Consider the following 23,921-nt stretch of genomic DNA (forward strand, 5'->3'; position numbering starts at 1 on the left):
TCCGTGGACCCCTCGCCCGGCTCAGACCTAAGTGCTTGATTTTCAAGCCGCTTCAGCGTCTGCGCCGGAAGTGGGGCGCATTATAGGGGAGTTTCAGGACAGGTCAACAGGTTATTTCAAGAAACTTCAATAAAGCGGGATGGGCGCCAGGCGATAACCCGCTTCGGTCGCGATGATCCGGTACTGCTTGATCTCGCCAGGAGTCAGCAGAATGGACTGGGAGATGCTGCTCGCCATGGGTGCTGCGCAACCACCCGGACCGGAAGAGGTAAGACTCACGGCGATTTCGCCAGGCGGCAGATTGAAGGAAGCACTCTGGCCCGCCATGAGGGTACCGGCCAGTCGCCCCTGGATCACCAGACCTATATCGCATCCTGATCCGGAATAGGCATCGCCCCGGGTGATCATGAGGATGCCCGGCTGCCCCGTCCCGCCCTGGGGGACCTGAGCCGAGGCGAAAGAGCTGCAGAGCAAGGCCGTCAGCACACCGATAAGCAACTTCATGACTATCTCCTGCGGGGTCGACAAGCACCTTAGCACTGCGCAGGCCCCCGTGTGCTGTTTCGCAGCAGAGCCGCGTCAGGCGTCGCTTCAGGGCACGAAAACTGAGCAAGTGGTCAGGTTTGGTGCCCCGCCAAATAGCTGAAATTTCCCGGAAGCCTTATACAAGGCGTTGAAAAATAACTATTTTTCTCCGCCCGTTTGGGTTTGGCGTCGATCTTGCTGAGCACGGCGGACGCAACACACAACGAAAAAGCACTTCCAGGAGCCTACATGCGCAAGACCCTAACCACCGCGCTGCTGACCACCAGCCTGCTCGCAGCCGGTGTCGCCAACGCCGCAGACAGTCCACTGCTGTGGCATGGTGAAAGCCTCACCTATCTATATGGCAAGGATTTCCGGGTCGATCCCCGTATCCAGCAGACCGTCACCTTCGAGCATGCCAGCAGCTGGACGTGGGGCGATCTCTTCCTCTTCGTCGACAGCATCTGGTTCAACGGCGCGACCAATGCCAGCGACGGCCATCAGGGCTTCTACGGCGAACTCAGTCCAAGACTGTCCTTTGGCAAGCTGTCCGGCCGGGATCTTTCCTTTGGCCCGATCACCGATGTGCTGCTCGCCACCACACTGGAATACGACCAGAACGATGGCGAGGGCGCCGGCCGTGATCAGCGCAACTACTTGGTCGGTCCGGGTTTCGACCTCAAGGTGCCGGGCTTCGACTACTTCCAGCTGAACCTTTACTACCGCAAGCCGGATGGCGGCAATGCGCCCTCGGGTGCCTGGCAGCTCACGCCGGTATGGGCCTATACCCTGCCCCTGGGCAATTCGGATCTGCTCATCGATGGCTACCTGGACTGGGTGATGAACAACAAGGGTAGCTACCACGCCAACCTGCACTTCAATCCACAGGTCAAGTACGACCTGGGCAAGGCCATGGGTTATGAGGCCAAGCACCTTTATGTGGGTACCGAGTACGACTACTGGTCGGACAAGTACGGCATCAAGGACAGCGAGGGATTCCGTACCGACCAGAGCGTTTTCAGCTTCCTGGTGAAGTATCAGTTCTAGTCCGGCCAGACCCACTTTCGGTGCTGTAGCCGCCTTCCCGGCCCGCCGCACCACTGCGAGGTAATCACCATGCCCAGTCCCGTACACGATGATCTGCTCTATGGCCTGGACGAACGTCCCGCCCCGCTCGCTGCCTTTTGCGCTGCCCTGCAGCATGTCCTGGCGAGCTTCGTGGGGATCGTTACTCCACCGCTGATCATTGCCGGGGCCCTGGGTCTGCACGAGCACCTGCCCTATCTGATCAGCATGGGGCTGATGGTGTCGGGCGTCGGCACCTTTCTGCAGGCCCGCGGTGCCGGTGGACTGGGGGCGGGCATGATCTGCCTGCAGGGCACCAGTTTCTCCTTTCTGTCCGCGGTGCTGGCAGCCGGGATGCTGGTCAAGCAACGCGGCGGGACGCCGGAGGACATCCTGGCGATGATCTTTGGCGTCTGCTTCTTTGGCGCCTTCGTCCAGATCGGCCTGAGTCGCTGCCTGGGCCTGTTGCGCCGAGTGATCACACCGCTGGTGACCGGCATCGTCATCACCCTGATCGGCATCAGCCTGATCAGGGTGGGCATCACCGATCTCGGCGGGGGCGCAAAGGCCGCCAACTTCGGCGCACCGATCAACCTGGCTCTCGGCGGCATGGTCCTGGTGGTCATCATTGGCCTGAATCTGTCACGGCGACCCTGGGTGCGGCTGTCGGCGGTGATGATCGGATTGCTGGTGGGCTCTCTGGTCGCCTGGAGCTGTGGCCTGCTGAAACCCCAGGCGCTGCCGGATCTGCCCCTGATCAGCGTCCCCCTCCCCTTTCGTTTCGGCTTCGCCTTCGACTGGTCGGCCTTTTTGCCGGTCGCGCTGATCTATCTGATCAGCACCCTGGAGACCACGGGCGACCTGACCGCCAATTGCCTGATCTCGCGGCAACCCATCGAAGGCCCCGGCTATCTGCGACGGTTGCGGGGCGGGGTCCTGGGTGACGGCGTCGCCTGCCTGCTCGCGGCCACCTTCAATACCTTTCCCAGCACCACCTTCGCGCAGAACAACGGGGTGATCCAGCTGACCGGCGTGGCCAGCCGCCATGTCGGCTACTGGATAGGCGCCATCCTGCTGGTGCTGGGCCTGTTTCCCATCCTGGGCGCCGTTCTGCAGCAGATTCCCAAGCCGGTGCTGGGCGGTGCGACCCTGGTGCTGTTCGGCAGTGTCGCCGCGGCTGGAATACGGCTGCTGGCGCAGTGCACGCTGGATCGCCGCAGCCTGCTGATCATCGCCACTTCCCTTGGCGTGGGTCTCGGCGTCGCCAGCCAGCCGACACTGCTGGATCAGTTGCCGCCACTGGTGAAGAGTCTGTTCGATACCGCGATCACCAGCGGCGGCATCACCGCCATCCTGCTCAACCTGCTGCTGCCCGAAGAGCGCAGCGCAGCGCTGACGGAATGCCGCTCGCCGGCGCCACACCCATAAAAGAGCCCTTGTGTCCGGGACCGGGGGTACGCTATTGATGCCTGCCGCGCCTTTGGATCCTATCGTTGTCATGACCCTTCTCGTACCCGCCCATCACGCCGGCCAGGACAAGCCGGCCGGACGCATCCGGCAGAAGAATGAGGAGTCGATCCTGAGCGCGGCGGAGGAAGAATTCGCCCGCCATGGCTTCAAGGGCACCAGCATGAACACCATCGCCCAGCGCGTCGGGTTGCCCAAGGCCAATCTCCACTACTACTTCAACAACAAGCTCGGCCTCTATATGGCGGTGCTGGGCAACATCCTCGAACTCTGGGACAGCACCTTCAACCACCTGACCGTGGAAGACGACCCCGCCGAGGCCCTCAGCCGCTACATCCGCGCCAAGCTGGAATTCTCGCGGCGCCAGCCGCTGGCCTCGCGGATCTTCGCCATGGAGATCATCGGTGGTGGTCACTGCCTGTATGAATACTTCGATCAGGACTACCAGACCTGGTTTCGCAGCCGGGCGGCGGTGTTCGAGGCCTGGATCGCGGCCGGCAAGATGGATCCGGTGGATCCGGTCCACCTGATCTTTCTGCTGTGGAGCAGTACCCAGCACTATGCCGACTTCGCCAGCCAGATCTGCCAGGTGACGGGACGCAGCCGCCTGACGCGGCAGGATTTCGACGAAGCGGCGCGGACCCTGACCCATGTCATCCTCAAGGGACTGGGCCTCCAGGCGCCATGACCTTCACCCTGATCCGGGATGCCGCCTTTGAAGAAGAGGTGCGCAAAAGTCGTTTTCTGGCCCTCGCCGCGCCCGTTTCCACGGTGGAAGCGGCCATGACCTTTATCGAGCGCGTGAGCGTACCGACCGCGACCCACAACTGCTGGGCGTGGAAGCTTGGCAACCAATACCGCTTCAATGACGACGGCGAGCCCGGCGGCACCGCGGGCCGGCCCATCCTCGCTGCCATCGAGGGGCAGGATTGCGACCAGGTGGTGGTGGTGGTCATCCGCTGGTACGGCGGCATCAAGCTGGGTACCGGCGGACTGGTGCGTGCCTATGGCGGTTGCGCTGCGCGCTGCCTGCAGCAGGCGGACAGGCAGCCGCTGGTGGTGCGGCAGGACTACGGCTTCGCCTGTACCTATGCGGAGTGGCCGCTGATCAAGGCGCGCCTGGCCGCCCTGGCGGTGGTGCTGCTCGAAGAGGACTACCAGGCGCTGGAGATCGCCCTGCGGATCGCCGTAGAACCGCAGCGTCGCGACGAGGTGGCGACCTTGCTGACCAATCTGAGCAGTGGTCGGATCGTTCTACGCTCGCTTTAGCGGCACGACCTTTGCTGTCTAGTGGTGCATGCCTTTCCGACTTGCACCGCCCTGGCGCATTCCTGTGCTCTACCCGGGTTGTGTCTTGTCTGGCGGCAAGACTGAACCTGCCAAGAGCTGCAGCCCGCCCCAAAAGCGCGCATCAAGCAGCCGTCAGGCATGTTTTTGGTGCAACCCTTTCAGATGACTGCCCTGATGAACGAATTGCCTTCTACCGTGGCGACCCTGGTCCACAGTGCCAATACCCTCTTTCTCCTGCTCGGCGCCGTGATGGTGCTGGCCATGCACGCCGGCTTCGCCTTTCTCGAAGCCGGCACCGTGCGGCACAAGAACCAGGTGAATGCCCTGTCCAAGATCCTCGCCGACTTCGCCATTTCCACCCTGGTGTACTTCTTCGTCGGCTACTGGATCGCCTATGGCGTGACCTTTTTCGCGCCGGCCCAGGTGCTGACCGCCGACAGCGGCTACGGACTGGTGAAGTTCTTTTTCCTGGCGACCTTCGCCGCGGCCATTCCGGCGATCATCTCCGGCGGTATCGCCGAGCGGGCGCGCTTCGTGCCGCAGCTGTGCGCTACGGCGCTAATCGTGGCCTTCGTCTATCCCTGTTTCGAAGGCCTGATGTGGAACAACAACCTGGGGCTGCAGGACAGCTTCGAAGCGCTGTTCGGGGCGCGCTTTCACGACTTCGCCGGCTCGGTGGTGGTGCACGCGGTGGGTGGCTGGCTGGCCCTGGCGGCGGTGATGCTGCTGGGGCCGCGTCAGGGTCGCTATCGCGAAGGCCGGTTGGTGGCCTTTCCGCCGTCGAACATTCCCTTCCTGGCGCTGGGCTCCTGGATCCTGATCGTCGGCTGGTTCGGCTTCAACGTCATGAGCGCCCAGAGCCTGGCGGGTGTCAGCGGACTGGTGGCGCTGAATTCGCTGATGGCCATGGTCGGCGGGACAGCGGCTGCCCTGCTGCTCGGGCGCAACGATCCCGGCTTCCTGCACAACGGTCCCCTGGCGGGACTGGTCGCCGTCTGCGCCGGCTCCGACCTGATGCATCCCATCGCCGCGCTGACTACAGGCCTGGTGGCGGGCGCCCTGTTCGTCTGGGCCTTTACCGCGGTGCAGACGCGCTGGAAGCTGGACGATGTGCTGGGCGTCTGGCCATTGCACGGCCTCTGCGGCGCCTGGGGTGGCATCGCCTGCGGTCTGTTCGGCCAGACGGCGCTGGGTGGCCTGGGCGGGGTAAGCCTGCTGGCGCAGCTGGCCGGCACGGCCCTGGGTATCGCGATCGCCCTGCTCGGTGGACTGGCCGTCTACGGGCTGCTCAAGGCCGTGCTGGGCTTGCGGCTGAGTCAGGAAGAGGAATACCAGGGCGCCGATCTGTCGATCCATCGCATCGCCGCCAACAGCCACGATGGCTAGTGGCCCAGGTTACCCACAGCCAGCGTGTACAGTAATGTGGATAACCCGTGCATGAAGTCACGAGAACGCCACGGAGACCGGTCTGGCGGCGACTGGTGAAGAAATGAACACGTGCGGTGTCGTGGCGGCAACCGTGGATGGCGGGCAGCCGGTAGCCGGCCAGTAACAGTAATCGGTAGAGTGGGCGATCCTTTTTCCAGGAGTGCCCCATGCCCGCCCTCTCGACCCTGCTGCCCTGGCTCCGCGAGGTGGACCGCACCACCCTGAAGGCGGACCTGGGTGCGGGTCTGCTGGGCGCGGTCCTGGCGCTGCCCCAGGGCGTGGCCTTCGCCACCCTGGCCGGACTGCCTCCGCAATATGGCGTCTATGGCGCCGTGGTGCCCTGCATCGTCGCCGCCCTGGCGGGTTCCAGTCGCCATGTGGTGACCGGTCCGACCAATGCCAACTCCCTGGCCCTGCTGGCAGCGCTGTCGCCGCTGGCGCTGGCGGGCTCCGGCCCCTACATCGACCTGGCCCTGGCGGTGACCCTGCTGGTCGGTCTGTTGCAACTGACGGTGGGCGCCCTGCGCCTGGGCGCCGTGGCCAACTTCATCTCGCCTTCGGTGCTGCTCGGCTTCATGAGTGGTGCGGCCGTGCTGATCGGGCTTTATTCGCTCAAGGACCTGTTCGGGTTGTCGCCGCCACTGGGCACCTCGGCCTTCGGCGTCCTCGGCTATGTGCTCGCCCATCCGCTGGCGATCCACTGGCCGTCGCTGGTCATCGGTGTGGTGACCCTGCTCGCCACCCTGCTGCTGCGCCGGCTGCGCCCGCGCTGGCCGACCATGCTGCTGGGCCTGCTGGCCGGTTGCCTGAGCGCCTGGATCCTGGAGCGCAGCGTGCCGGGCGCGGCCCAGGGGATCGCCACGGTCGGACGGATCCCCTCGGCGCTGCCGCCCTTCCATCTGCCCGACGTCACCCTGCAGGACCTGGGCAATCTCTCCGGGATCGCCGTGGCCCTGACGCTGGTGGCCCTGGGGCAGTCGCTGTCGATCGCCAAGGCGGTGGCCCAGCGCTCCGGGCAGCGGCTGGACGTCAATCGCGAATTCCGCGGCCAGGGCCTGGCCAATCTGGTCGGCGGCTGCTTCTCGGCCTATGTCTCCTGCGGCTCGCTGAATCGCTCCATGCCCAATTTCGAAGCCGGGGCCCGTACGCCGCTGGCGGCAGTGTTCGCCGCCCTGCTGGTGGTGGCGCTGGTAGCCTTCGGGGGTGCCCTGATCGCCGCCATTCCACTGGCGGCCATCGCCGCCACCCTGCTGCTGGTGGCGCGCGGCCTGCTGGACCTGGGGCGCTGGCGCGAGGTGCTGAGGGTCAGCCGCACCGAGGCCCTGGTGGCCGGGGTGACCTTCCTGGCGACCCTGACCATTCCCCTGGACCGCGCCGTGCTGCTAGGCACGCTGGTGTCCCTGGTGGCCTATCTCTATCGCACCTCGCACCCCGCCATCCGCCCGCTGGTGCCGGATCCCCGTACCCCCGAGCGTCGCTTCACCCCATTGGACGAACTGGGCCAGCCGGCGCAGGAGTGTCCGCAACTCAAGCTGGTGCGGGTGGAAGGCTCGGTGTTCTTTGGCGCCGTACCCCATGTCGGCGATCAGCTGGATGGCTTTCGCCGTGCCCAGCCTGGCCAGAAGCACGCCCTGTTCATGACCAAGAGCATGAATTTCATCGACCTGGCGGGTAACGACCTGTGGCGGCGGGAGTGGCGCGAGCGCCGGGCCCAGGGCGGTGATCTCTATTTCCATCGTCCCCGCACGCCGGTCCTGCAGCTGTTCGCCAAGACCGGGTTTCTCAAGGAGCTGGGCGATGGCCACGTCTTCTCGTCCAAGGATCAGGCCCTGCGCAGCATCTATCCGCGGCTGGACCCGGAGGTCTGCCGCACCTGCACCGCGCGCATCTTCGTCGAATGCGCGGCGCGCGCGGCGGAGCAGGCGCCAGGCGCGGACGCCACCCGGACGGACTGCTAAGCTGGCGGTTTCCTTCTGCCGCCGGAGATTTCCATGACCGCTGCCCTGCGTCTCGCTCGCCGCCTCGCCCTGACCGCCCTGCTGTTGCCCGGCCTGGCACTGGCCCATGGTCATCTCAAAAGCGCCGAGCCCGCCCCCGACAGCACCAGCGCGGCACCGAAGCAATTGAGTCTGAGCTTTTCCGAAGGGATCGAGGCGTCTCTCAGTCAGGTGCTGTTGCAACGTCAGGATGGCCAGGCCAGCACGGCGATCACTACCGGCAAGGTCATTTCCGGGCGCGACGAGCGCACCCTGGACGTGCCGCTGGATGCGCCGCTGGAACCGGGTCGCTACCAGGTGAAGTGGCGCGTACTGGCCAAGGACGGGCACAAGACCCAGGGCGATTACCGCTTCACCGTCCAGTAAGGATGGACGGCGGACTGGCGACGCCCGATGCCTGGCGCCCCGTCGCCCGTACCCTGCTGCTGCTGCCGCTGCTGCTGACCTGGGGCTATCTGGCCCTGGCGCTCTGCTTGGGTCGCCCCGGCTTGCGGCTCTGGCTACTGGCACGCGCCCGCCTCTCGGCCCGCCTGCTGGGCGCGCTGCTGCTGCTCGGGATATCGAGCCAGTTGCCGCTGCAGGCCGCGCTGGTGGGCGAGGGCTGGACGGATGCCTTCAACCTGCCGCTGTGGCAGCTGTATCTGGCCACCGAGGCCGGCCATGGCTGGCGCTGGCAATTGCCACTGGGTCTGCTGCTGGCGTTGTGGCTGCTGGTGGGACCCGGGATTCACGGCAGTCGGTGGCTATGGGGATTCAGCGGCCTGCTGCTGGCCAGTCTGGCCCTGGGTGGCCATGCCGCCGCGACGGCGGCCGGGTTAGGCCTGGCGCACCAGCTGAACCAGGCCCTGCATCTGCTCACCACGGGGCTCTGGCTGGGCAGTCTGCCCGGGGTGCTGCTGTGCCTGGGGCAGCCGCCCCCGGACCTGAGGGATGACGTCCAGCACTTGCTGCGCGGCTACTCGCTGCCCGGGCAGATCTGCGTGGCGCTGGCCTTGCTCAGCGGCGCGCTCAACAGCCTGCTGATCCTGGGGCCGGACGGCCTGCTGCGGCTGACGCCCTACTCCGCTCTGCTGCTGGCCAAGGTACTGGTGGTGGCGACGATGGTCGTCCTGGCCCTGGCCAATCGTTATCTGCTGGTGCCGCGATTGGGACAGGGGCCGCAGGCATGGCAGCTGCTGCGCCAGGCCACGGCCATGGAGATCGCCCTGGGGGTGGTCGCCGTCGCGCTGGTGGCGGTCTTCGCGGGGCTGGATCCCTTCAGCTGAAAGTCGGGGCGCCCGCTGGCGCCCCGGCACGCCTCAGAAATAGACGTTCATGCCCAGGTAGATTTCCTTGCTGCTGTCGAGCTGGCTCGAGCCGAGCTTGGCGCCGTCCTGGTCGATATCGGGCTTGGCATTGCTGCGCAGGTAGCGATAGCCGGCTTCCAGGGAGGTGCGCTCGTTGACCTGCTGCAGGATGCCGGCCTGGACCCCGGCCACATAGCCGAGGTCGCTGTCGTGGCCGAAACTGGAACCATCCTGGGTGACCCGGGCGACGCCCAGGGTCCCGCCACCGAACAGCTTGGTATTGCTGCCCAGGGGATAGAAGGCATCGTAGCTGCCGGTCAGGTCCTGCTGCTTGAGCCCGAGGCCAGCGCTGCTGCCGCTGGCCTGGTCGAGGGTGGCATAGTAGCGACCGGTGTCGTTCTGCTGACCGAGGCGCAGCCCCCAGGTGTTGCTGCCATCGATGGCACCATCGGTATCGGGGCTGTTCAGGTTGCGGTCGAGGGCGTGGCTGTTGCTGAAGTTGTCGTAGCTCTTGCCATAGGTGAGGCCGGCGAAGTTCTGGGTATCGGCGGCAAAGACCTGATGACTGGCCAGGGCCAGCAGGCCGAAGAGGACGACACGGGATTTCAGGGCGTTCATGGTGAAAAGCTCCTCACACGATGCGAATACAGCCCGACCGGCTGCGCGGCCATCTTCGGCGGCGGCGGATTAGCGGCGGATTAAGGGGACTGAATCGGAGCTGAACGCTGAGGCACGACGCGAGGAGTGAACCGGACCGCCCGTTGCAGGCGGTCCGGCTTGAAGGCGATCAACGCTGACGGTGGTACTCGGTCACGCGTTGCACTTCTTCCTTGGAGCCCAGGAACACCGCTACCCGCTGGTGCAGGCCATCGGGCTGGACGTCGAGGATGCGCTGGTGACCGTTGGTGGCGGCACCACCGGCCTGCTCGACCAGCATGGACATGGGGTTGGCCTCGTACATCAGGCGCAGCTTGCCGGGCTTCTCGGGTTCACGGGCATCGCGGGGGTACATGAAGATGCCGCCGCGGGTAAGGATGCGATGGACGTCGGCCACCATGGAGGCGATCCAGCGCATGTTGTAGTTCTTGCCCAGGGGGCCTTCCTTGCCGGCCAGCAGCTCGTCCACGTAGCGCTTGACCGGGGCTTCCCAGTGACGCTGGTTGGACATGTTGATGGCGAATTCGGCGGTGGACTCGGGAATGGTGATGTCTTCGTGGGTCAGGACGAAGCTGCCCAGCTCGCGATCCAGGGTGAAGCCCTTGACGCCGTCGCCCAGGGTCAGCACCAGCATGGTCTGGGGACCGTAGATGGCGTAGCCGGCAGCGACCTGCTCGGTACCCTTTTGCATGAAGGCTTCTTCGGTCACATCACCGGTGGTGCTGCTGACGAAGTCCTTGCGCAGGATGGAGAAGATGGTGCCGACGGAAACGTTGACGTCGATGTTGGACGAGCCGTCCAGCGGGTCGAACATCAGCAGGTAGGCGCCCTTGGGGTAGTGACCGGGGATCTGGTGAACCTGGTCCATTTCCTCGGAGGCCATGCCGGCCAGGGTGCCGCCCCACTCGTTGGCTTCCAGCAGGATCTCGTTGGACAGCACGTCCAGCTTCTTCTGCACCTCGCCCTGGACGTTCTCGGTGCCCATGCTGCCGAGCACGCCACCCAGCGCCCCCTTGGACACCTCGTAGCTGATGCGCTTGCACGCCCGGGCCACGACTTCGATGAGGAAGCGCAGGTCGGCCGGGGTCTTGTGGCTGCGGGTCTGCTCGATGAGGTAACGACTGAGGGATATCCGGGACATCGCGGTGCTCCTTGTAATGATGGGCGCGAGTGTAGCGCCAAAGCTCAAGCTCCGTCTCAAGCAGAGCGGACCGACAGGCCGGGTCTGCCAGCCAGTGCCGATTTGCTGCTTCCTCGACCAGGTGAGAAAGCGATCAGCGCTGACGGCCGACCGGGAACGGGCGCCTAGGGCGCGTCCGGGGTCTCCACGGCCAGCAGTACGCCTCGGCCAACACGGAGGTTTTCGGCGCTGGGATAGACTGCCGAGCCGGGTTCCAGTTCAGGCCGGCGACTGTCCAGCTGTATCACCCAGTGATGTCCGTCACGTGACTGGGGCAGACGCAGCTCGATCTCCTCCCGACGTGGCTGGAAGGCCAGCCAGATTCGCGCCGCCTCGGGCTGATCCTCGCCATCGAGGGATTCCAAGGTGAGCGCAAGCGGCAAGCGGCCCCCGGCTTGCCAGCGACCGTCATCCATCGACACGCCATCGGCATCGAGCCATTCGATCCTCACCCAACCACGGGAATCGGGGCGGCCCAGCAGCCGCTGTGCCTGCAAGGCCGGCAATTCCTGGCGTAGCGCCATGAGGCGACCGACGAAGGCGCTCTGCCGTTGCCCGGCGGGGCTGCCGGCCTGCCGCCAATCCAGCCAGGACAGTTCGTTGTCCTGCACATAGGCGTTGTTGTTGCCCTGCTGGGTGCGACCGAATTCGTCGCCGGCGGTCAGCATGGGTTCGCCACCGGCGAGGATCAGGGTCGCCAGCAGGGCGCGCTGGTCGGCGGCGCGGGCCTCCTGGATGGCCGGATCGGCGCTCGGGCCTTCGACGCCGTTGTTCCAGCTCTTGTTGTCGGTGGTGCCGTCGCGATTGCCCTCGCCGTTGGCTTCATTGTGCTTCTTGGCGTAGCTGACCAGGTCGGCGAGGGTGAAGCCGTCGTGGGCGGTGATGAAGTTGACGCTGGTGCGCAGCAGGCGATCGCCCGCGCCGAAGAGATCGGCGCTACCGGCCAGGCGGGTGGCCAGGGCGCCACGCAGCCCCTCGTCACCGCGCCAGAAGCGGCGGACGTCGTCGCGGAAGGCGTCGTTCCATTCCTGCCAGGGCGCGCGGAAGGCGCCGACCTGATGACCGCCGGGACCGATGTCCCAGGGCTCGGCCACCAGCCGCACCTGGCGCAGGAGCGGATCCTGGGCCAGGGCCTGGAGCAGCGGTGCGTCACGATCAAAGCCGCTTTCCAGGCGACCCAGCGCCGGTGCCAGGTCGAAGCGGAAGCCGTCGACGCCGGCGGTGGTGACCCAGTGCCGGAGGCTGTCCAGGGTCAGGCGCAGCGCTGGCGGGCTGTACAGGGCCAGGCAGTTGCCGCAGCCCATGTCGTTGATATAACGCGCCGGATCGTCCGGCTGCAGGCGGTAGTAGCCGGCATTGTCCAGGCCGCGCAGATTGAAGGTGGGGCCGAGTTCATCGCCTTCGCCGGTATGGTTGAAGACCACGTCGAGCAGCACCTCGAAGCCGGCGGCCTGCAGGGTGGCTACCGTCTCGCGCAATTCGTCCAGGGCCTCGTGCCCGGCCAGGCGCGGATCGACGGCGGCCATGAGCACCGGGTTGTAGCCCCAGTAGTTGGCCAGGCCCAGGGCCGGCAGATGGCGGTCGTCGGCCCAGGCGGCGATGGGCAGTAGCTCCAGGGTGGTGACGCCGAGGCGCTGCCAGTGCTCGATCAGCGCGGGATGCCGCAGCGCTGCCAGGGTGCCGCGCTGGCGGGCCGGGACCTTCGGATGCAGCCGGGTCTGGCCGCGGACGTGCAATTCGTAGATCAGCCCGGCATCGCGTCGCTTGGGCGCGGGCGTCAGGGCGTCGAGCGAAGGCAGGACGATGGCCTTGGGAACATGGGCGCTGCTGTCGCGCTCGTCCGGGCGGCTGGGGTCTTCGGGATGAAAGCCATAGGTGCTGGGGTGCAGCTGGAAGGGCCGGTCCACCGCCAGGGCCCAGGGGTCCACCAGCAGTTTGTTGGCATTGAATCTGAGACCGTCCCGGGGACGATAGGCGCCTCGGGCGCGCAACCCATATCTCAGCCCCGGCTTGGCGCCGGGCAGAAAACCGTGCCAGACGCCGCCCTCGTGCTCGCGAAAGGCCAGGCGCTGGGTCTCGGCCTCGCCCTTGGCGTCATAGAGGCAGAGTTCGACCGCTTCGGCGGCCGGCGACCAGACGGCGAAGTTGATCCCGCCGTCGACGAGGGTGGCACCGTAATGGGCAGGATTGCCCGCTTCGAGGCGGGTAGAGGTGCGGGGCATGGGGACTCCGGTGACGGGCTTGCGGGGCGGATACTGCAAGGATGTAGACGTCGTGGAAGGCAGGGGTTCTCAGTCGGGGAGTGGCTGATCGTGGCCATGGCCAGCCGCCGTAGGCTGGGTTGAGCGTAGCGAAGCCCAGCACATCCTGCCTGGGCGCCGGCTCTGTCGTGGCCCTTATCGCGGCCATGGGCCGCTCCTACGGATGGCCTGTAGGAGCGGCCGCAGCGGCGGACCGCCATGGCCGCGATAGACCCTATAACGACTACAGCGCCTTCCAGATCTCCGTGGCGTATTCGCGGATGGTGCGGTCGGAGGAGAACCAGCCCATGCTGGAGGTGTTGATCACCGCCGATTGCCACCATTTGTCCGGCTGCTGCCAGCGCATTTCAACCTGGCGCTGGGCGTCCCAGTAGGCATCGAAGTCGGCGCAGACCAGGAAGCGGTCGTGCCAGGTAAGCACGTCGAGCAGGCTGTTGTAGCGAGCCGGATCCTCGGGGGAGAACTGGCCACCGCGCAGACCCGCCAGGACCTGGGCCAGGCGTGGCGAATTCTCGATGATGTCCGAGGAGATGCCGCCGCTGCGCTGGCGCTCCTCCACCTCGGCCGCCTTGAGGCCGAAGATGAACATGTGCTCCTCACCGATCAGCTCGCACATCTCCACATTGGCGCCGTCCAGGGTGCCGATGGTGAGGGCGCCATTGAGGCCGAACTTCATGTTGCTGGTGCCCGAGGCTTCCATGCCGGCGGTGGAGATCTGCTCGGACAGGTCCGCCGCCGGAATGATGACCTCGGCCAGGCTGACGTTGTAGTTGGGCAGGAAGACAACCTTGAGCAGGTCGCGGGTCAGGGGATCGTTGTTGACCACCTTGGCCACATCATTGGCCAGCTTGATGATCAGCTTGGCCTGGTGATAGCTGGCGGCGGCCTTGCCGGCGAAGATCTTGACCCGCGGCGTCCAGTCGCCGTTGGGGTTGTCGCGGATGGCCTGATACAGCGCGATGGTCTGCAGCAGGTTCATCAGCTGCCGCTTGTACTCGTGGATGCGCTTGATCTGGACGTCGAACAGCGCGGCGGGGTCGAGATCGATCTCCATCCGCTGTTTCACCAGGCTGGTGAAGGTGTCCTTGTTGCGTTGACGCTGCAGGGCGAAGCGCTCGCGGAAGTTGCTGTCGTTGGCATAGGGCTTGAGCTGCGGCAGGGTCTTTTCCGGATCGTGCAGCACGCCCTGGCCCAGGGTATCCACCAGCAGGTCGGTGAGCGCCGGATTGGCCTGGTGCAACCAGCGGCGGAAGGTGATGCCGTTGGTCTTGTTGTTGATGCGATCCGGATAGAGTCGGTGCAGCGAGCGGAAGACCGTCTTGCGCATCAGGTCGGTGTGCAGTCCCGACACGCCATTGGTGCTGTGCGAGCCGAGGAAGGCCAGGTTGCCCATGCGCACCCGGCGACCCTGGCTTTCGTCGATCAGGGAGACATAGGAGATCATGGCGCCATCGGTCTCGCCGCGGGCGCGCAGGGAGTCGAGGAACTGCGCATTGATCAGGTAGATGATCTGCATGTGCCGCGGCAGCAGGCGCTCCATCAGCTGCACCGGCCAGGTCTCCAGCGCCTCGGGCAGCAGGGTGTGGTTGGTGTAGCTGAGGGTGCCGACGGTGGTGCTCCAGGCGGCGTCCCAGGGAATGCCGTGGACGTCCACCAGCAGCCGCATCAGCTCGGCCACGGCAATGGCCGGGTGGGTGTCGTTGAGCTGGATGGACACGTGCTCGGGCAGGCTGAGCAAGTCGTTGTGCTGCTTGAGATGACGGCGGGTCAGGTCGGCCAGCGAGGCGGCGACGAAGAAGTACTCCTGGCGCAGGCGCAGTTCCTGGCCGGCTTCGCTGCTGTCGGCCGGATAGAGCACCCGCGAGATGCTCTCGGCGCGCGCCTCGTTGGCCACGGCGCCGACATGGTCGCCGGCGTTGAAGGTTTCCAGGTGGAGGATCTCCAGCGGTCGGGCGCGCCAGAGTCTCAGGGTGTTGGCGCCCTCCCCGCCCCAGCCGATCACCGGGGTGTCATAGGCCACCGCACGGATGCGTTCGCCGGGCGTCCACACCTGGCGGCGCGGATCGCCTTCGCCGTAGGGCGCGACGTGACCGCCGAAACCGATCTCGTACACCACCTCGGCCCGTTCGAACTCCCAGGGGTTGCCGAAATCCAGCCAGTTCTCCGGCTGCTCCAGCTGGAAGCCATCGGCGATCACCTGGCGGAACAAACCATGCTCGTAACGGATGCCATAGCCATGGCTGGCGATGCCCAGGGTGGCCATGCTTTCCATGAAGCAGGCGGCCAGCCGGCCGAGACCGCCGTTACCCAGGGCGGCGTCCGGCTCCAGCCCGCGGATGCGCTCCAGGTCGACGCCGAGGTCGGCCAGGGCACGGCGGGTCTCTTCGAGGATGCCGAGGTTGGACAGGCTGTCGATCAGCAAGCGACCGATGAGGAATTCCAGTGAAAGGTAGTAGACCCGCTTCTGGCCGGTGCGATAGGCGTCGCGCGTGCGACTCATCCAGCGGTCGACGATGTAGTCACGGGCGGCCAGGGCGGTGGCCTGGAACCAGTCGTGGTCGAGGGCGTTGTCGGGGTCCTTGCCGACGGCGTAGGTGAGCTTGGAGAGGATGTTGGTACGGAGCGCGGAAACTTCGTTGGGCGAGATGAAGCGGGGTCTTGTCATCAGGATTGACCTCTGCAAGCGCTTGAGCTTTGTCTGAAAAGTACCTGCGCATCGGTGATGCTGCGTTGAAAATCAACTCAGAATGCTCATTTACCGCTCGTAAACTGCGCTTCCTCGCTGATTTTTGCCTTGTCTCACCTTCACTCGGTGACCTTTCAGACAAGCCTGGGAATCAGATCGCGAAGTGGCCGCGGATAATGCGGCGCGTGCCGTTCACCCTACTTTTAGGCGAAACGTCGGGCACGTCCAAGCTTTTTTCGACACATCAGACGGTTAGCCGTCTCCCCTCTCCGCTCTCTAGCCCGAGGTTTTCATCATGCGCAAGACCCTGCTCATCACCGGTGCAAGTCGCGGTATCGGCCGCGCCACGGCCCTTGGCGCCGCTCGCCGCGGCTGGAACGTCGCCTTCAACTATCGCCAGGACGAGGCCGCGGCCCGGGCCACCCTGGCCGAGATCGAGGGTCTGGGCGTGGAAGGCCTGGCACTGCGCGGCGACGTGGCCGACGAGGCCCAGGTGCTGGCGCTGTTCGAGCGCACGCTGGCGCGCTTCGGCGGGCTGGACGGCTTCGTCAACAATGCCGGGATCGTCGACCATTCCCAGCCATTGGTGGACATGAGCGCCGAGCGCCTGCGACGGATGTTCGAGGTCAACGTCTATGGCGCCTTTCTCTGCGCGCGCGAAGCGGCCCGTCACCTGTCGCGGGAACGCGGCGGCCGCGGGGGGGGCCATCGTCAATGTCTCCTCCATCGCCGCCCGCCTGGGCTCGCCCAACGAATACGTCGACTACGCCGCCAGCAAGGCGGCGCTGGATACCCTGACCCTCGGCCTGGCCAAGGAACTCGGGCCGCATGGGGTGCGGGTCAATGCGGTGCGGCCGGGCGTGACCCTTACCGACATCCATGCCAGCGGCGGCCAGCCGGGACGCGCCGAGCGCCTTGGGCTGAGCACCCCGCTAGGGCGTGCGGGCGAGGCCGAGGAGATCGCTGCCGGCATCCTGTGGCTGCTGTCGGACGAGGCTTCCTACACCACCGGGGCGCTACTGGACATCGGTGGCGGCCGCTAGGCCCTAGTCGCGCCGGGGCGTGAGGGCATTGAGCACCTGCTGCGACAGCGCATGGTAGAGCGGCACCGGCATCAGCCAGCCGGAGACGGCGGCGGCCAGCAGACAGGCCGCCAGCACCGGCAGCGCCATGTCCGGGCTGTGGGCCAGCTCCAGGGTGATGACGGTGGCGGTCAGCGGGGTACGGGTGACGCCGGCAAGGTAGGCGGCCAGGCCCAACAGGGCGCATTGCGGCAGGCTGATGCCCGGCAGCCAGTCGACCAGCCAGGGGCCGAGCGCGGCCCCCACCGCCAGGGAAGGCGAGAACAGGCCACCTGGCACCCCGGCCAGGTAGGAGACGACATTGGCGAGGAATTTCCACAGCAGGAAGTCGCCCCCGGTCACCGGCTCGCCGGCCAGGATGGCATGGGTCTCGGCATAGCCGGTGCCGAACACATGCTGGCCGGAAAGCAACCCCAGCGCCGCCAGCACCAGTCCGCAGCCGGCGGCGAAAGCCACCGGACGTCGCCCGCGCAGGGCGTTCAGGCGCCCCAGCCAGCCCCGGTCGGTGGGCAGCACCAGGCGGCCGTAGCAACCGCCCAGCAGTCCGCCGACGACGCCGATCACTGCCACGCCGATCCAGCCCAGGCCCCAGGTCAGGTGCAGATCCAGGGCGCCGAGATAGCTGTAGGGGCCGACGATGCCCAGGGTGACGATGCCGCCGAGCAGCACGGCGGTCAGCACCAGGCCGCTGAAGCGCTGCTCGAAGGTGTGGGTCAGTTCCTCGATGGCGAAGACCACCCCGCCCAGGGGCGTGTTGAAGGCGGCGGCGATCCCGGCGGCACCGCCGGCGAGGATGAGTCCGGACAGGGTGCGGCGGCCATGCAGGCCGAGGCGCTTGCCGAAGCCATAGAGCAGCGCGGCGCCCACGTGTACCGTAGGTCCTTCGCGGCCCACCGAGCCGCCCACCAGCAGGGCGCCGGCGGTGAGCAGCAGCTTGGCCAGGGCGATGGGTGGCGCCAGCAGCCGGGCACGCAGATCCGCTTCGGGTCTTTCGAGGGTGGCGATGACCTGGGGAATGCCACTGCCACGGGCATCGCGCAACACGCCTTGCGTCAACCAGACCAGTCCGGCGAAGCCGAGCGGCGTCACCAGCCAGGGCCAGATCGCACTGTGCCGTAGCATTTTCTGGAAGAGGCCGAAGGAGGCATCGGCCAGCCAGGCGAAGGCCAGACCGGCCAGCCCTACCAGCACCGCGCCGACCCAGAAGGCGATGCGCTGGCGCCACTCGCGCAGCCGACGGCGCCGGCGATGGCGCAGCAGATGCAGCCGACGCCGGGCGGCGACTTCGGGATCGGTATCGGGAAAGACGGGATCGGACATGGAGAAGAGGACACCAGGAAGCGAGAGCCTCCCAGTGTAACCTCTTGTTACAGCGGTATCGTCAGGGTCCGGATCAGGCCGCGGGGACCAGCTCGGTGGCGGCTTCGTTGCGCTTGAGCACCGCGTAGATGACCCCGGTCACCAGACTGCCGGCGGCGATGGCGCCCAGGTACAGCCAGGCGTGGCTGATGGCGTTGGGGATCAGCAGCACGAAGAGGCCACCGTGGGGCGCCATCAGCTTGCAGTTGAACAGCATCACCAGGGCGCCGGTCAGGGCGCCGCCGATGACGCTGGCCGGGATCACCCGCAGCGGATCCTTGGCGGCGAAGGGAATCGCCCCCTCGGAGATGAAGCACAGCCCCAGCACCGAGGCCGCCTTGCCGGCCTCGCGCTCGCTCTGGGCGAACTTGTGCCGCGCCAGCAGGGTGGCGATGCCCATGCCGATGGGCGGCACCATGCCGGCCGCCATGGTGGCGGCCATGGGTCCGTAGGTCTTGGACGCCAGCAGGCCGACGGTGAAGGCGTAGGCGGCCTTGTTGATCGGGCCGCCAAAGTCGATGCACATCATGGCGCCGAGGATCAGGCCGAGCAGCACGGCATTGCTGGTGCCGAGATTGTTGAGGAAGTCGGTGAGTCGACTGAGGGCGCCGGCCACCGGAGTGCCGACCAGATAGATCATCACCAGGCCGACGATGAGGCTGGCGAACAGCGGGATGATCAGGATCGGCTTGAGCGCCTCGACGCTGGCCGGCAGCTTGACGTGCTGGGCGATGGCCTTGGCCACGTAGCCCGCCAGGAAGCCGGCGATGATGCCGCCGATGAAGCCGCTGCCCAGACTGGCGGCCAGCCAGCCACCGATCATGCCGGGCGCGAGACCCGGACGGTCGGCGATGGAATAGGCGATGTAGCCGGCCAGCACCGGGACCATCAGCTTGAACGCCGATTCGCCGCCGATCTGCATCAGGGCCGCGGCCAGGGTGCCCTGCTCCTTGAAGGCCTCGATGCCGAAGACGAAGGACAGGGCGATCAGCAGACCGCCCGCCACCACCATCGGCAGCATGTAGGACACCCCGGTGAGCAGGTGCTTGTAGACGCCCGCGCCTTCCTTCTTGGCGGGTTTGGCGCCCTCGCCCGCCGCTGGCACGGCGCTACCGGCCAAGGTTTCGCCCTCGGCCAGCGCCTTTTTGATCGTCGCCTCGGGTTGCTTGAGGGCGACGCCGGTGCCGCAGCGATAGACGCGCTTGCCGGCGAAGCGCTCAACATTGACCTCGATGTCGGTGGCCAGCAGCACCACGTCGGCATCGCGAATGGCCTCGGCCGGCAGCGGATTGCGCGCCCCTACCGAGCCCTGGGTTTCCAGGTGCAGGCGATAACCGAGCTTCTTGGCCGCGTTCTGCAGGGCCTCGGCCGCCATGAAGGTGTGAGCGACACCGGTCGGGCAGGCGGTGATGGCCACCAGCCGTGGCGTCTCGCTGGCACTGGCCGGTACGCTTGGCGCAGCGCCGCTGGCCGCCGGGGCCTGTTCCAGCACCTTGGCTTCGCTGGCGGCGCGCTGCAGGAAGGCATCGACGTCGCGCAGGGCTTCGGCCGGAGCGGCGCGGTAGACACGCTTGCCGACGAAGCGGGACAGGTCGACCGCTCCGGTATGGACCACCACCACCAGTTCGGCGCGCGCCACCTGGTCGTCGGTCAGCAGGGTGGCCTCGGGGCCGTCGTGGATCTCGACGCTGGTGGTCCAGCCACGGCGCTGGGCGGCGGCGTCCAGCAGGCGCGCGCTGAGCACGCTGGTGACCATGCCGGTCGGGCAGGTCGTGACGATGGCGATGTTCATGGGTTTACCCCTGATTCTTGTTCTAGCGGAAAGTCGGGAAGGACGCGTACCCGCACCTGGTCTTCGAAGGTGGCGAGTTGCGCGGAATCGTTGATGCCGAAGCCGATCTGGGTGACCGCCAGGGCCGCGATGGCGGTGGCCGTAGTCAGGGTGCGTTCCGGCGACTGGCCGGTGAGCAGACCGTGCAGCATGCCGGCCAGCAGGGAATCCCCCGCCCCGACGGTGCTCACCACGGTGACCCTAGGCGGCTGCGCCTCCAGGGTCTGCTGACCGTACCAGCGCACGCCGTCGGCGCCCTGGGAGATCACCAGATGCTCGATGCCGAGGGCGCGCAGTTGCTCGACCAGCAGCGTCTGCTCGGTGGCGGTCTCGGCGGGTGCACCACAGGCTTCGGCCAATTCTTCGGTATTGGGCTTGATCAGCCAGGGACCGGCGGCCAGGGCGGCGCGCAGGGCGGCGCCACTGGTGTCCAGGGCCACCGGCAGGCCCAGCGACTTGAGCCGACCGACCAGCGCGGCCAGCCACTCGGGGGTCACCCCGCGCGGCAGGCTGCCGGCCACCACCACGGCGTCGTGGCCAGGGGCCAGGCGATCGAGGGTTTCGAGCAATTCCTGCTGGGCGGCGGCGGACACCTCCGGGCCGGGTCCGTTGATGTCGGTGATGCGCCCAGCGGCCTCGGCCAGCTTGAGATTGCTGCGGGTTTCGCCGGCGACCCGGACGAAGGCATCGGTGAAGCCGCGGCGGGCGAACAGGGCCTCGAAGGCGGTGGCGTTGTCAGCACCGAGAAAGCCGCTCACCGTCAGGTCGTGGCCGAGATCGGCCAGCACCTGGGCGACGTTGATGCCCTTGCCGGCGGCATGGACGATCACCGCCTCGCTGCGATTCACCGCGCCGGGCTTGAGCTCCGGCAACTGGACGGTGAGGTCCAGCGCCGGATTAAGGGTCAGGGTGAGGATACGGCTCATCGCAGGGCCTCCACGCTCTGCCGCACTTCCGCGGCAGTGGCCAGTTCCAGGGCGCGGGCGGCGCAGGACTGCACCAGGCGCAGCTCCAGTTCGCGCACCCGGGCCTTGACCAGCGGCACGCTGCGGGCCGAGACCGACAGCTCGTCCACGCCCAGGCCGACCAGTACCGGCACCGCCAGGGGATCGGCCGCCAGCTCGCCGCAGACGCCCACCCACTTGCCGTGGGCATGGGCGGCGCGCACCGTCATGTCGATCAGGCGCAGCACGCTGGGGTGCAGGCCATCGGCCTCGCCGGACAGCAGCGGGTGGCCGCGGTCGATGGCCAGGGTGTATTGCGTCAGGTCATTGGTACCGACGCTGAAGAAGTCCACTTCCGGAGCCAGCACCGGCGCCAGCAGCGCGGCCGAGGGCACCTCGATCATGATGCCGACCTGCAGGTCGGTGGTGGGGATCTCCAGGCGCAGGCGGTCGAGGATGTCACGCGCCTGGCGCCATTCCTCGACCCGGCCGATCATGGGGAACATGATCCGCAGCGGCCGGCCGTCGGCGGCCTTGAGCAGGGCACGCAGCTGGGTCTCCAGCAATTCCGGACGGCGCAGGGTCAGGCGGATGCCGCGGATGCCGAGGAAGGGGTTCTCTTCCGGTGGCAGCGGCAGATAGGGCAGCGGCTTGTCGCCACCGACGTCCAGGGTGCGCACCACCAGCGGCTTGCCGGCCAGGCCATCGAGGGCGCGGCGGTATTCCGCTTCCTGGGTGGCCTCATCGGGCGCGCTGTCGTGGCTCATGAACACCAGTTCGGTTCGCAGCAGGCCGACGGCTTCGGCGCCCTGCTCCACCGCGGCGGCGGCCTGGGCGGTATCGCCCAGGTTCACGGCGATCTCGACGTGGTGGCCGTCACGGGTGGTGGCGCTTTCGAAACGGCGCGCTTCGGCGGCGCGGCGGCGCTCGGCCTGGACCTCGCGCTCACGCTGCACGGCGTCGATGCGACGGGCATCCGGGGCGATTTCCAGGGTGCCCTTGTCGCCATCCAGCAGCAGCACGCTGCGCGGTGCCAGGTCCAGCACGCGGCGACCGGCGCCGACGATGGCCGGAATGCCCAGGGCGCGGGCGACGATGGCGCTGTGGGAGCTGGCGCCGCCACGGGCGGTGAGGATGCCGCAGACGCGCTCGCGGTCCAGCCGCGCCACATCGCCCGGGCCGACCTCGTCCATCACCAGCACATAGGGTTCTTCAGGCTCGCGGGCGGATTCGACGCCGCACAGCTGGGCCAGTACCCGCCGACCGACGTCGCGCAGGTCGGCGGCGCGCTCGGCGAGCAGTTTGTCCTGCAGGGCTTCCTGCTGACTGGCGGCTTCCTCGATCTGGGCGTCCCAGGCGGCCGCAGCGCTGGCGTTGGCCTTGAGGCGGGCGGCGATGCCCTGCTGCAGATCCGGGTCTTCCAGCATCTCCAGGTGGGTCAGGAAGATCTCGCGCAGAGCGCTGGCCTCGCTGCGCGCAATCAGCGCCTCGATATCCGCGCGTACCGCGGCCAGGGCCGCATCCAGGCGCTGGCGTTCGGCGGCGGCGCCTGCGCCGGTAGCAGGATAGTCGAAGTGCTGGGGTGCCACCACATGCGCCGGGCCCACGGCCAGGCCGGGGGCGGCGGCCACGGCCTGGGCGCGATCGCCCGGGGCCAGCGGCAGTTGTTCGGACGGGTCCACCAGGCTGATGGCGGTGACCCGGGCGGCCCCGGCCGGGGCTGGTGCGCTGGCGGTGACCGGTTCCACTTCCTCACCGAGACCGGCCTGCACAGCGCCGATCAGATCGTTGAGCGCGGCCTCGGCCGGGGTGCCAGGCTCGACGAGGAATTCCAGGGTCTGGCCGCGACGGGCCCCCAGCGCCAGCAGCCGCGACAGGCTCTTGGCCGAGACCGGGGCACCGTTGTCGACGCGCACGCGGATCTCGCCGTCATAGGCCTTGGCCAGCCGCGCCAGCTCCTTGGCCGGACGGGCATGCAGGCCATGGGCGTTGGCCAGCACCACCTGGCCACTGGGCCAGTCCGGGGCGACTTCGCCGCCCAGGGCTTCGAGCACGGCGCGGCGGGAGGTGGCCTGGGCCAGCTCCTGGCCACGGCCGGCGACGAGCAGATCGCAGAGGCGTTCGAGCAGGGCACGATGGCCCTCGCCCAGGCTGGCCAGGCAGAACAGGCCGCGCACCGGCTGCTCCTGCACCTGCAGGGTCTGCAGCGGAGTGACGAAGGCCAGGCCGGGGCGTTTCACCGCGGTCTCGCTATTCAGCCACCAGAGGCCGTCGCCCAGCGGCAGCGGCTGGCTGGCCTGCAGGGCACCGGCGAAGCCGGCCCCCACGCATTCCATGTGCTTGAGCATGCGCGCACCCTGCCAGGCCAGGTCTTCCAGGTCCTCGGCATCGATGGCCAGTTGCACCAGTTCTTCGTCCAGCGCCAGCGCCTGGGGTGCGCCCTGCAGCAGGTCGAGGATCTGCTGGGGTTCGCGGGCCTCGCGCAGGGCCTGCTGCAGGTCGCTTTCACCCAGGGCCCGGGTGAGCAGCTGCAGGATGCGCAGGTGTTCGTCGGATTTGGCGGCGATGGCGATGGCCAGGTAGGTCAGCTGACCATCACCCCAGTCCACCCCGTGCGGGAATTGCATCATCCGCACGCCGGTGACGAACACCTGGTCGCGGGTCTGAGGCGTACCATGGGGAATGGCGATACCCTGGCCGAGGTAGGTGGAGCCCTGGGCCTCGCGGGCCTTGAGCCCTTCGAGATAACCCGGGGCGACCAGACTGTCGGTCACCAGGGACTCGGCGAGCATGGCCAGGGCAGTCGCCTTGTCCGGCGCCTGCTGGGCCATGCGGATATGCTGGGCATTGAGTTCGAACATGG

The 23,921-nt window shown here is 67.2% G+C and carries 17 protein-coding genes and 1 pseudogene; 9 read left to right on the plus strand and 9 right to left on the minus strand.

The window, feature by feature from the left end; genetic code table 11:
* Positions 1-126: 126 nt before the first annotated feature.
* A complete protein-coding gene (locus tag OMP44_RS22560) occupies positions 127-504 on the minus strand; it encodes a hypothetical protein (RefSeq protein WP_017640656.1) in 378 nt (125 codons plus the stop codon).
* 270 nt (positions 505-774) lie between these two features.
* Between OMP44_RS22560 and OMP44_RS22565 the strand changes: the two genes are divergently transcribed.
* The 8 genes from OMP44_RS22565 (at position 775) to copD (ending at position 9,037) form a co-directional block, all read left to right on the plus strand.
* The gene (locus OMP44_RS22565; protein ID WP_273861861.1) at positions 775-1,572 is read left to right on the plus strand and encodes an outer membrane protein OmpK; all 798 of its coding nucleotides are present in this window, start codon (positions 775-777) and stop codon (positions 1,570-1,572) included.
* A 69-nt stretch (positions 1,573-1,641) separates the two neighbouring features.
* The gene (locus OMP44_RS22570; RefSeq protein WP_280311395.1) at positions 1,642-3,018 is read left to right on the plus strand and encodes a uracil-xanthine permease family protein; all 1,377 of its coding nucleotides are present in this window, start codon (positions 1,642-1,644) and stop codon (positions 3,016-3,018) included.
* 70 nt (positions 3,019-3,088) lie between these two features.
* Positions 3,089-3,745, plus strand: a complete 657-nt coding sequence (locus OMP44_RS22575) for a TetR/AcrR family transcriptional regulator (RefSeq protein WP_187980146.1) — start codon at positions 3,089-3,091, stop codon at positions 3,743-3,745.
* A complete protein-coding gene (locus OMP44_RS22580) occupies positions 3,742-4,326 on the plus strand; it encodes an IMPACT family protein (RefSeq protein ID WP_273861859.1) in 585 nt (194 codons plus the stop codon). The genes OMP44_RS22575 and OMP44_RS22580 overlap by 4 nt, the downstream gene beginning before the upstream one ends.
* A gap of 195 nt (positions 4,327-4,521) precedes the next feature.
* On the plus strand, positions 4,522-5,733 hold the full coding sequence (locus OMP44_RS22585; RefSeq protein WP_280311437.1) for an ammonium transporter: 1,212 nt from the start codon (positions 4,522-4,524) through the stop codon (positions 5,731-5,733).
* Between the two features lie 209 nt (positions 5,734-5,942).
* Positions 5,943-7,733 (plus strand): SulP family inorganic anion transporter, encoded by a 1,791-nt coding sequence (locus OMP44_RS22590; RefSeq protein WP_280311396.1) that lies wholly within the window; start codon positions 5,943-5,945, stop codon positions 7,731-7,733.
* Positions 7,734-7,766: 33 nt separating this feature from the next.
* Positions 7,767-8,138, plus strand: coding sequence for a copper homeostasis periplasmic binding protein CopC (copC, locus tag OMP44_RS22595; protein WP_133862510.1), 372 nt, complete (start codon positions 7,767-7,769; stop codon positions 8,136-8,138).
* 2 nt (positions 8,139-8,140) lie between these two features.
* The gene (gene copD / locus OMP44_RS22600; RefSeq protein WP_280311397.1) at positions 8,141-9,037 is read left to right on the plus strand and encodes a copper homeostasis membrane protein CopD; all 897 of its coding nucleotides are present in this window, start codon (positions 8,141-8,143) and stop codon (positions 9,035-9,037) included.
* A 33-nt stretch (positions 9,038-9,070) separates the two neighbouring features.
* Here the strand turns inward: copD and OMP44_RS22605 are convergent, their stop codons facing one another.
* From OMP44_RS22605 to OMP44_RS22620, 4 genes are all read right to left on the minus strand, one after another.
* Complete coding sequence (locus OMP44_RS22605) at positions 9,071-9,676, minus strand: outer membrane protein (protein WP_187980150.1); 606 nt, start codon at positions 9,674-9,676, stop codon at positions 9,071-9,073.
* Positions 9,677-9,845: 169 nt separating this feature from the next.
* On the minus strand, positions 9,846-10,856 hold the full coding sequence (locus OMP44_RS22610) for a class 1 fructose-bisphosphatase (RefSeq protein WP_058792208.1): 1,011 nt from the start codon (positions 10,854-10,856) through the stop codon (positions 9,846-9,848).
* 164 nt (positions 10,857-11,020) lie between these two features.
* Positions 11,021-13,117 carry a glycogen debranching protein GlgX gene (glgX, locus tag OMP44_RS22615; protein ID WP_280311398.1) on the minus strand — a complete coding sequence of 699 codons (2,097 nt, stop codon included), beginning with the start codon at positions 13,115-13,117 and terminating at the stop codon, positions 11,021-11,023.
* 262 nt (positions 13,118-13,379) lie between these two features.
* A complete protein-coding gene (locus OMP44_RS22620; RefSeq protein ID WP_133862515.1) occupies positions 13,380-15,821 on the minus strand; it encodes a glycogen/starch/alpha-glucan phosphorylase in 2,442 nt (813 codons plus the stop codon).
* Between the two features lie 316 nt (positions 15,822-16,137).
* Between OMP44_RS22620 and OMP44_RS22625 the strand changes: the two are divergent.
* Positions 16,138-16,885: pseudogene (locus OMP44_RS22625) on the plus strand (SDR family oxidoreductase).
* A 3-nt stretch (positions 16,886-16,888) separates the two neighbouring features.
* On the opposite strand, the gene OMP44_RS22630 reads toward OMP44_RS22625, so the two are convergent.
* The 4 genes from OMP44_RS22630 to ptsP all read right to left on the minus strand — a co-directional run bounded on the left by OMP44_RS22630 (position 16,889) and on the right by ptsP (position 23,919).
* Positions 16,889-18,244, minus strand: a complete 1,356-nt coding sequence (locus tag OMP44_RS22630) for a chloride channel protein (protein ID WP_280311399.1) — start codon at positions 18,242-18,244, stop codon at positions 16,889-16,891.
* A gap of 73 nt (positions 18,245-18,317) precedes the next feature.
* Positions 18,318-20,075 carry a PTS fructose-like transporter subunit IIB gene (locus OMP44_RS22635; protein WP_187980153.1) on the minus strand — a complete coding sequence of 586 codons (1,758 nt, stop codon included), beginning with the start codon at positions 20,073-20,075 and terminating at the stop codon, positions 18,318-18,320.
* On the minus strand, positions 20,072-21,040 hold the full coding sequence (pfkB, locus tag OMP44_RS22640; protein ID WP_280311400.1) for a 1-phosphofructokinase: 969 nt from the start codon (positions 21,038-21,040) through the stop codon (positions 20,072-20,074). The genes OMP44_RS22635 and pfkB overlap by 4 nt, the downstream gene beginning before the upstream one ends.
* Positions 21,037-23,919, minus strand: a complete 2,883-nt coding sequence (gene ptsP, locus OMP44_RS22645) for a phosphoenolpyruvate--protein phosphotransferase (protein WP_280311401.1) — start codon at positions 23,917-23,919, stop codon at positions 21,037-21,039. The genes pfkB and ptsP overlap by 4 nt, the downstream gene beginning before the upstream one ends.
* Positions 23,920-23,921 lie beyond the last annotated feature (2 nt).

The sequence above is a fragment of the Pseudomonas flavocrustae genome (genome assembly GCF_029872515.1).
Classification (GTDB): Bacteria; Pseudomonadota; Gammaproteobacteria; order Pseudomonadales; family Pseudomonadaceae; genus Chryseomonas; species Chryseomonas aestiva.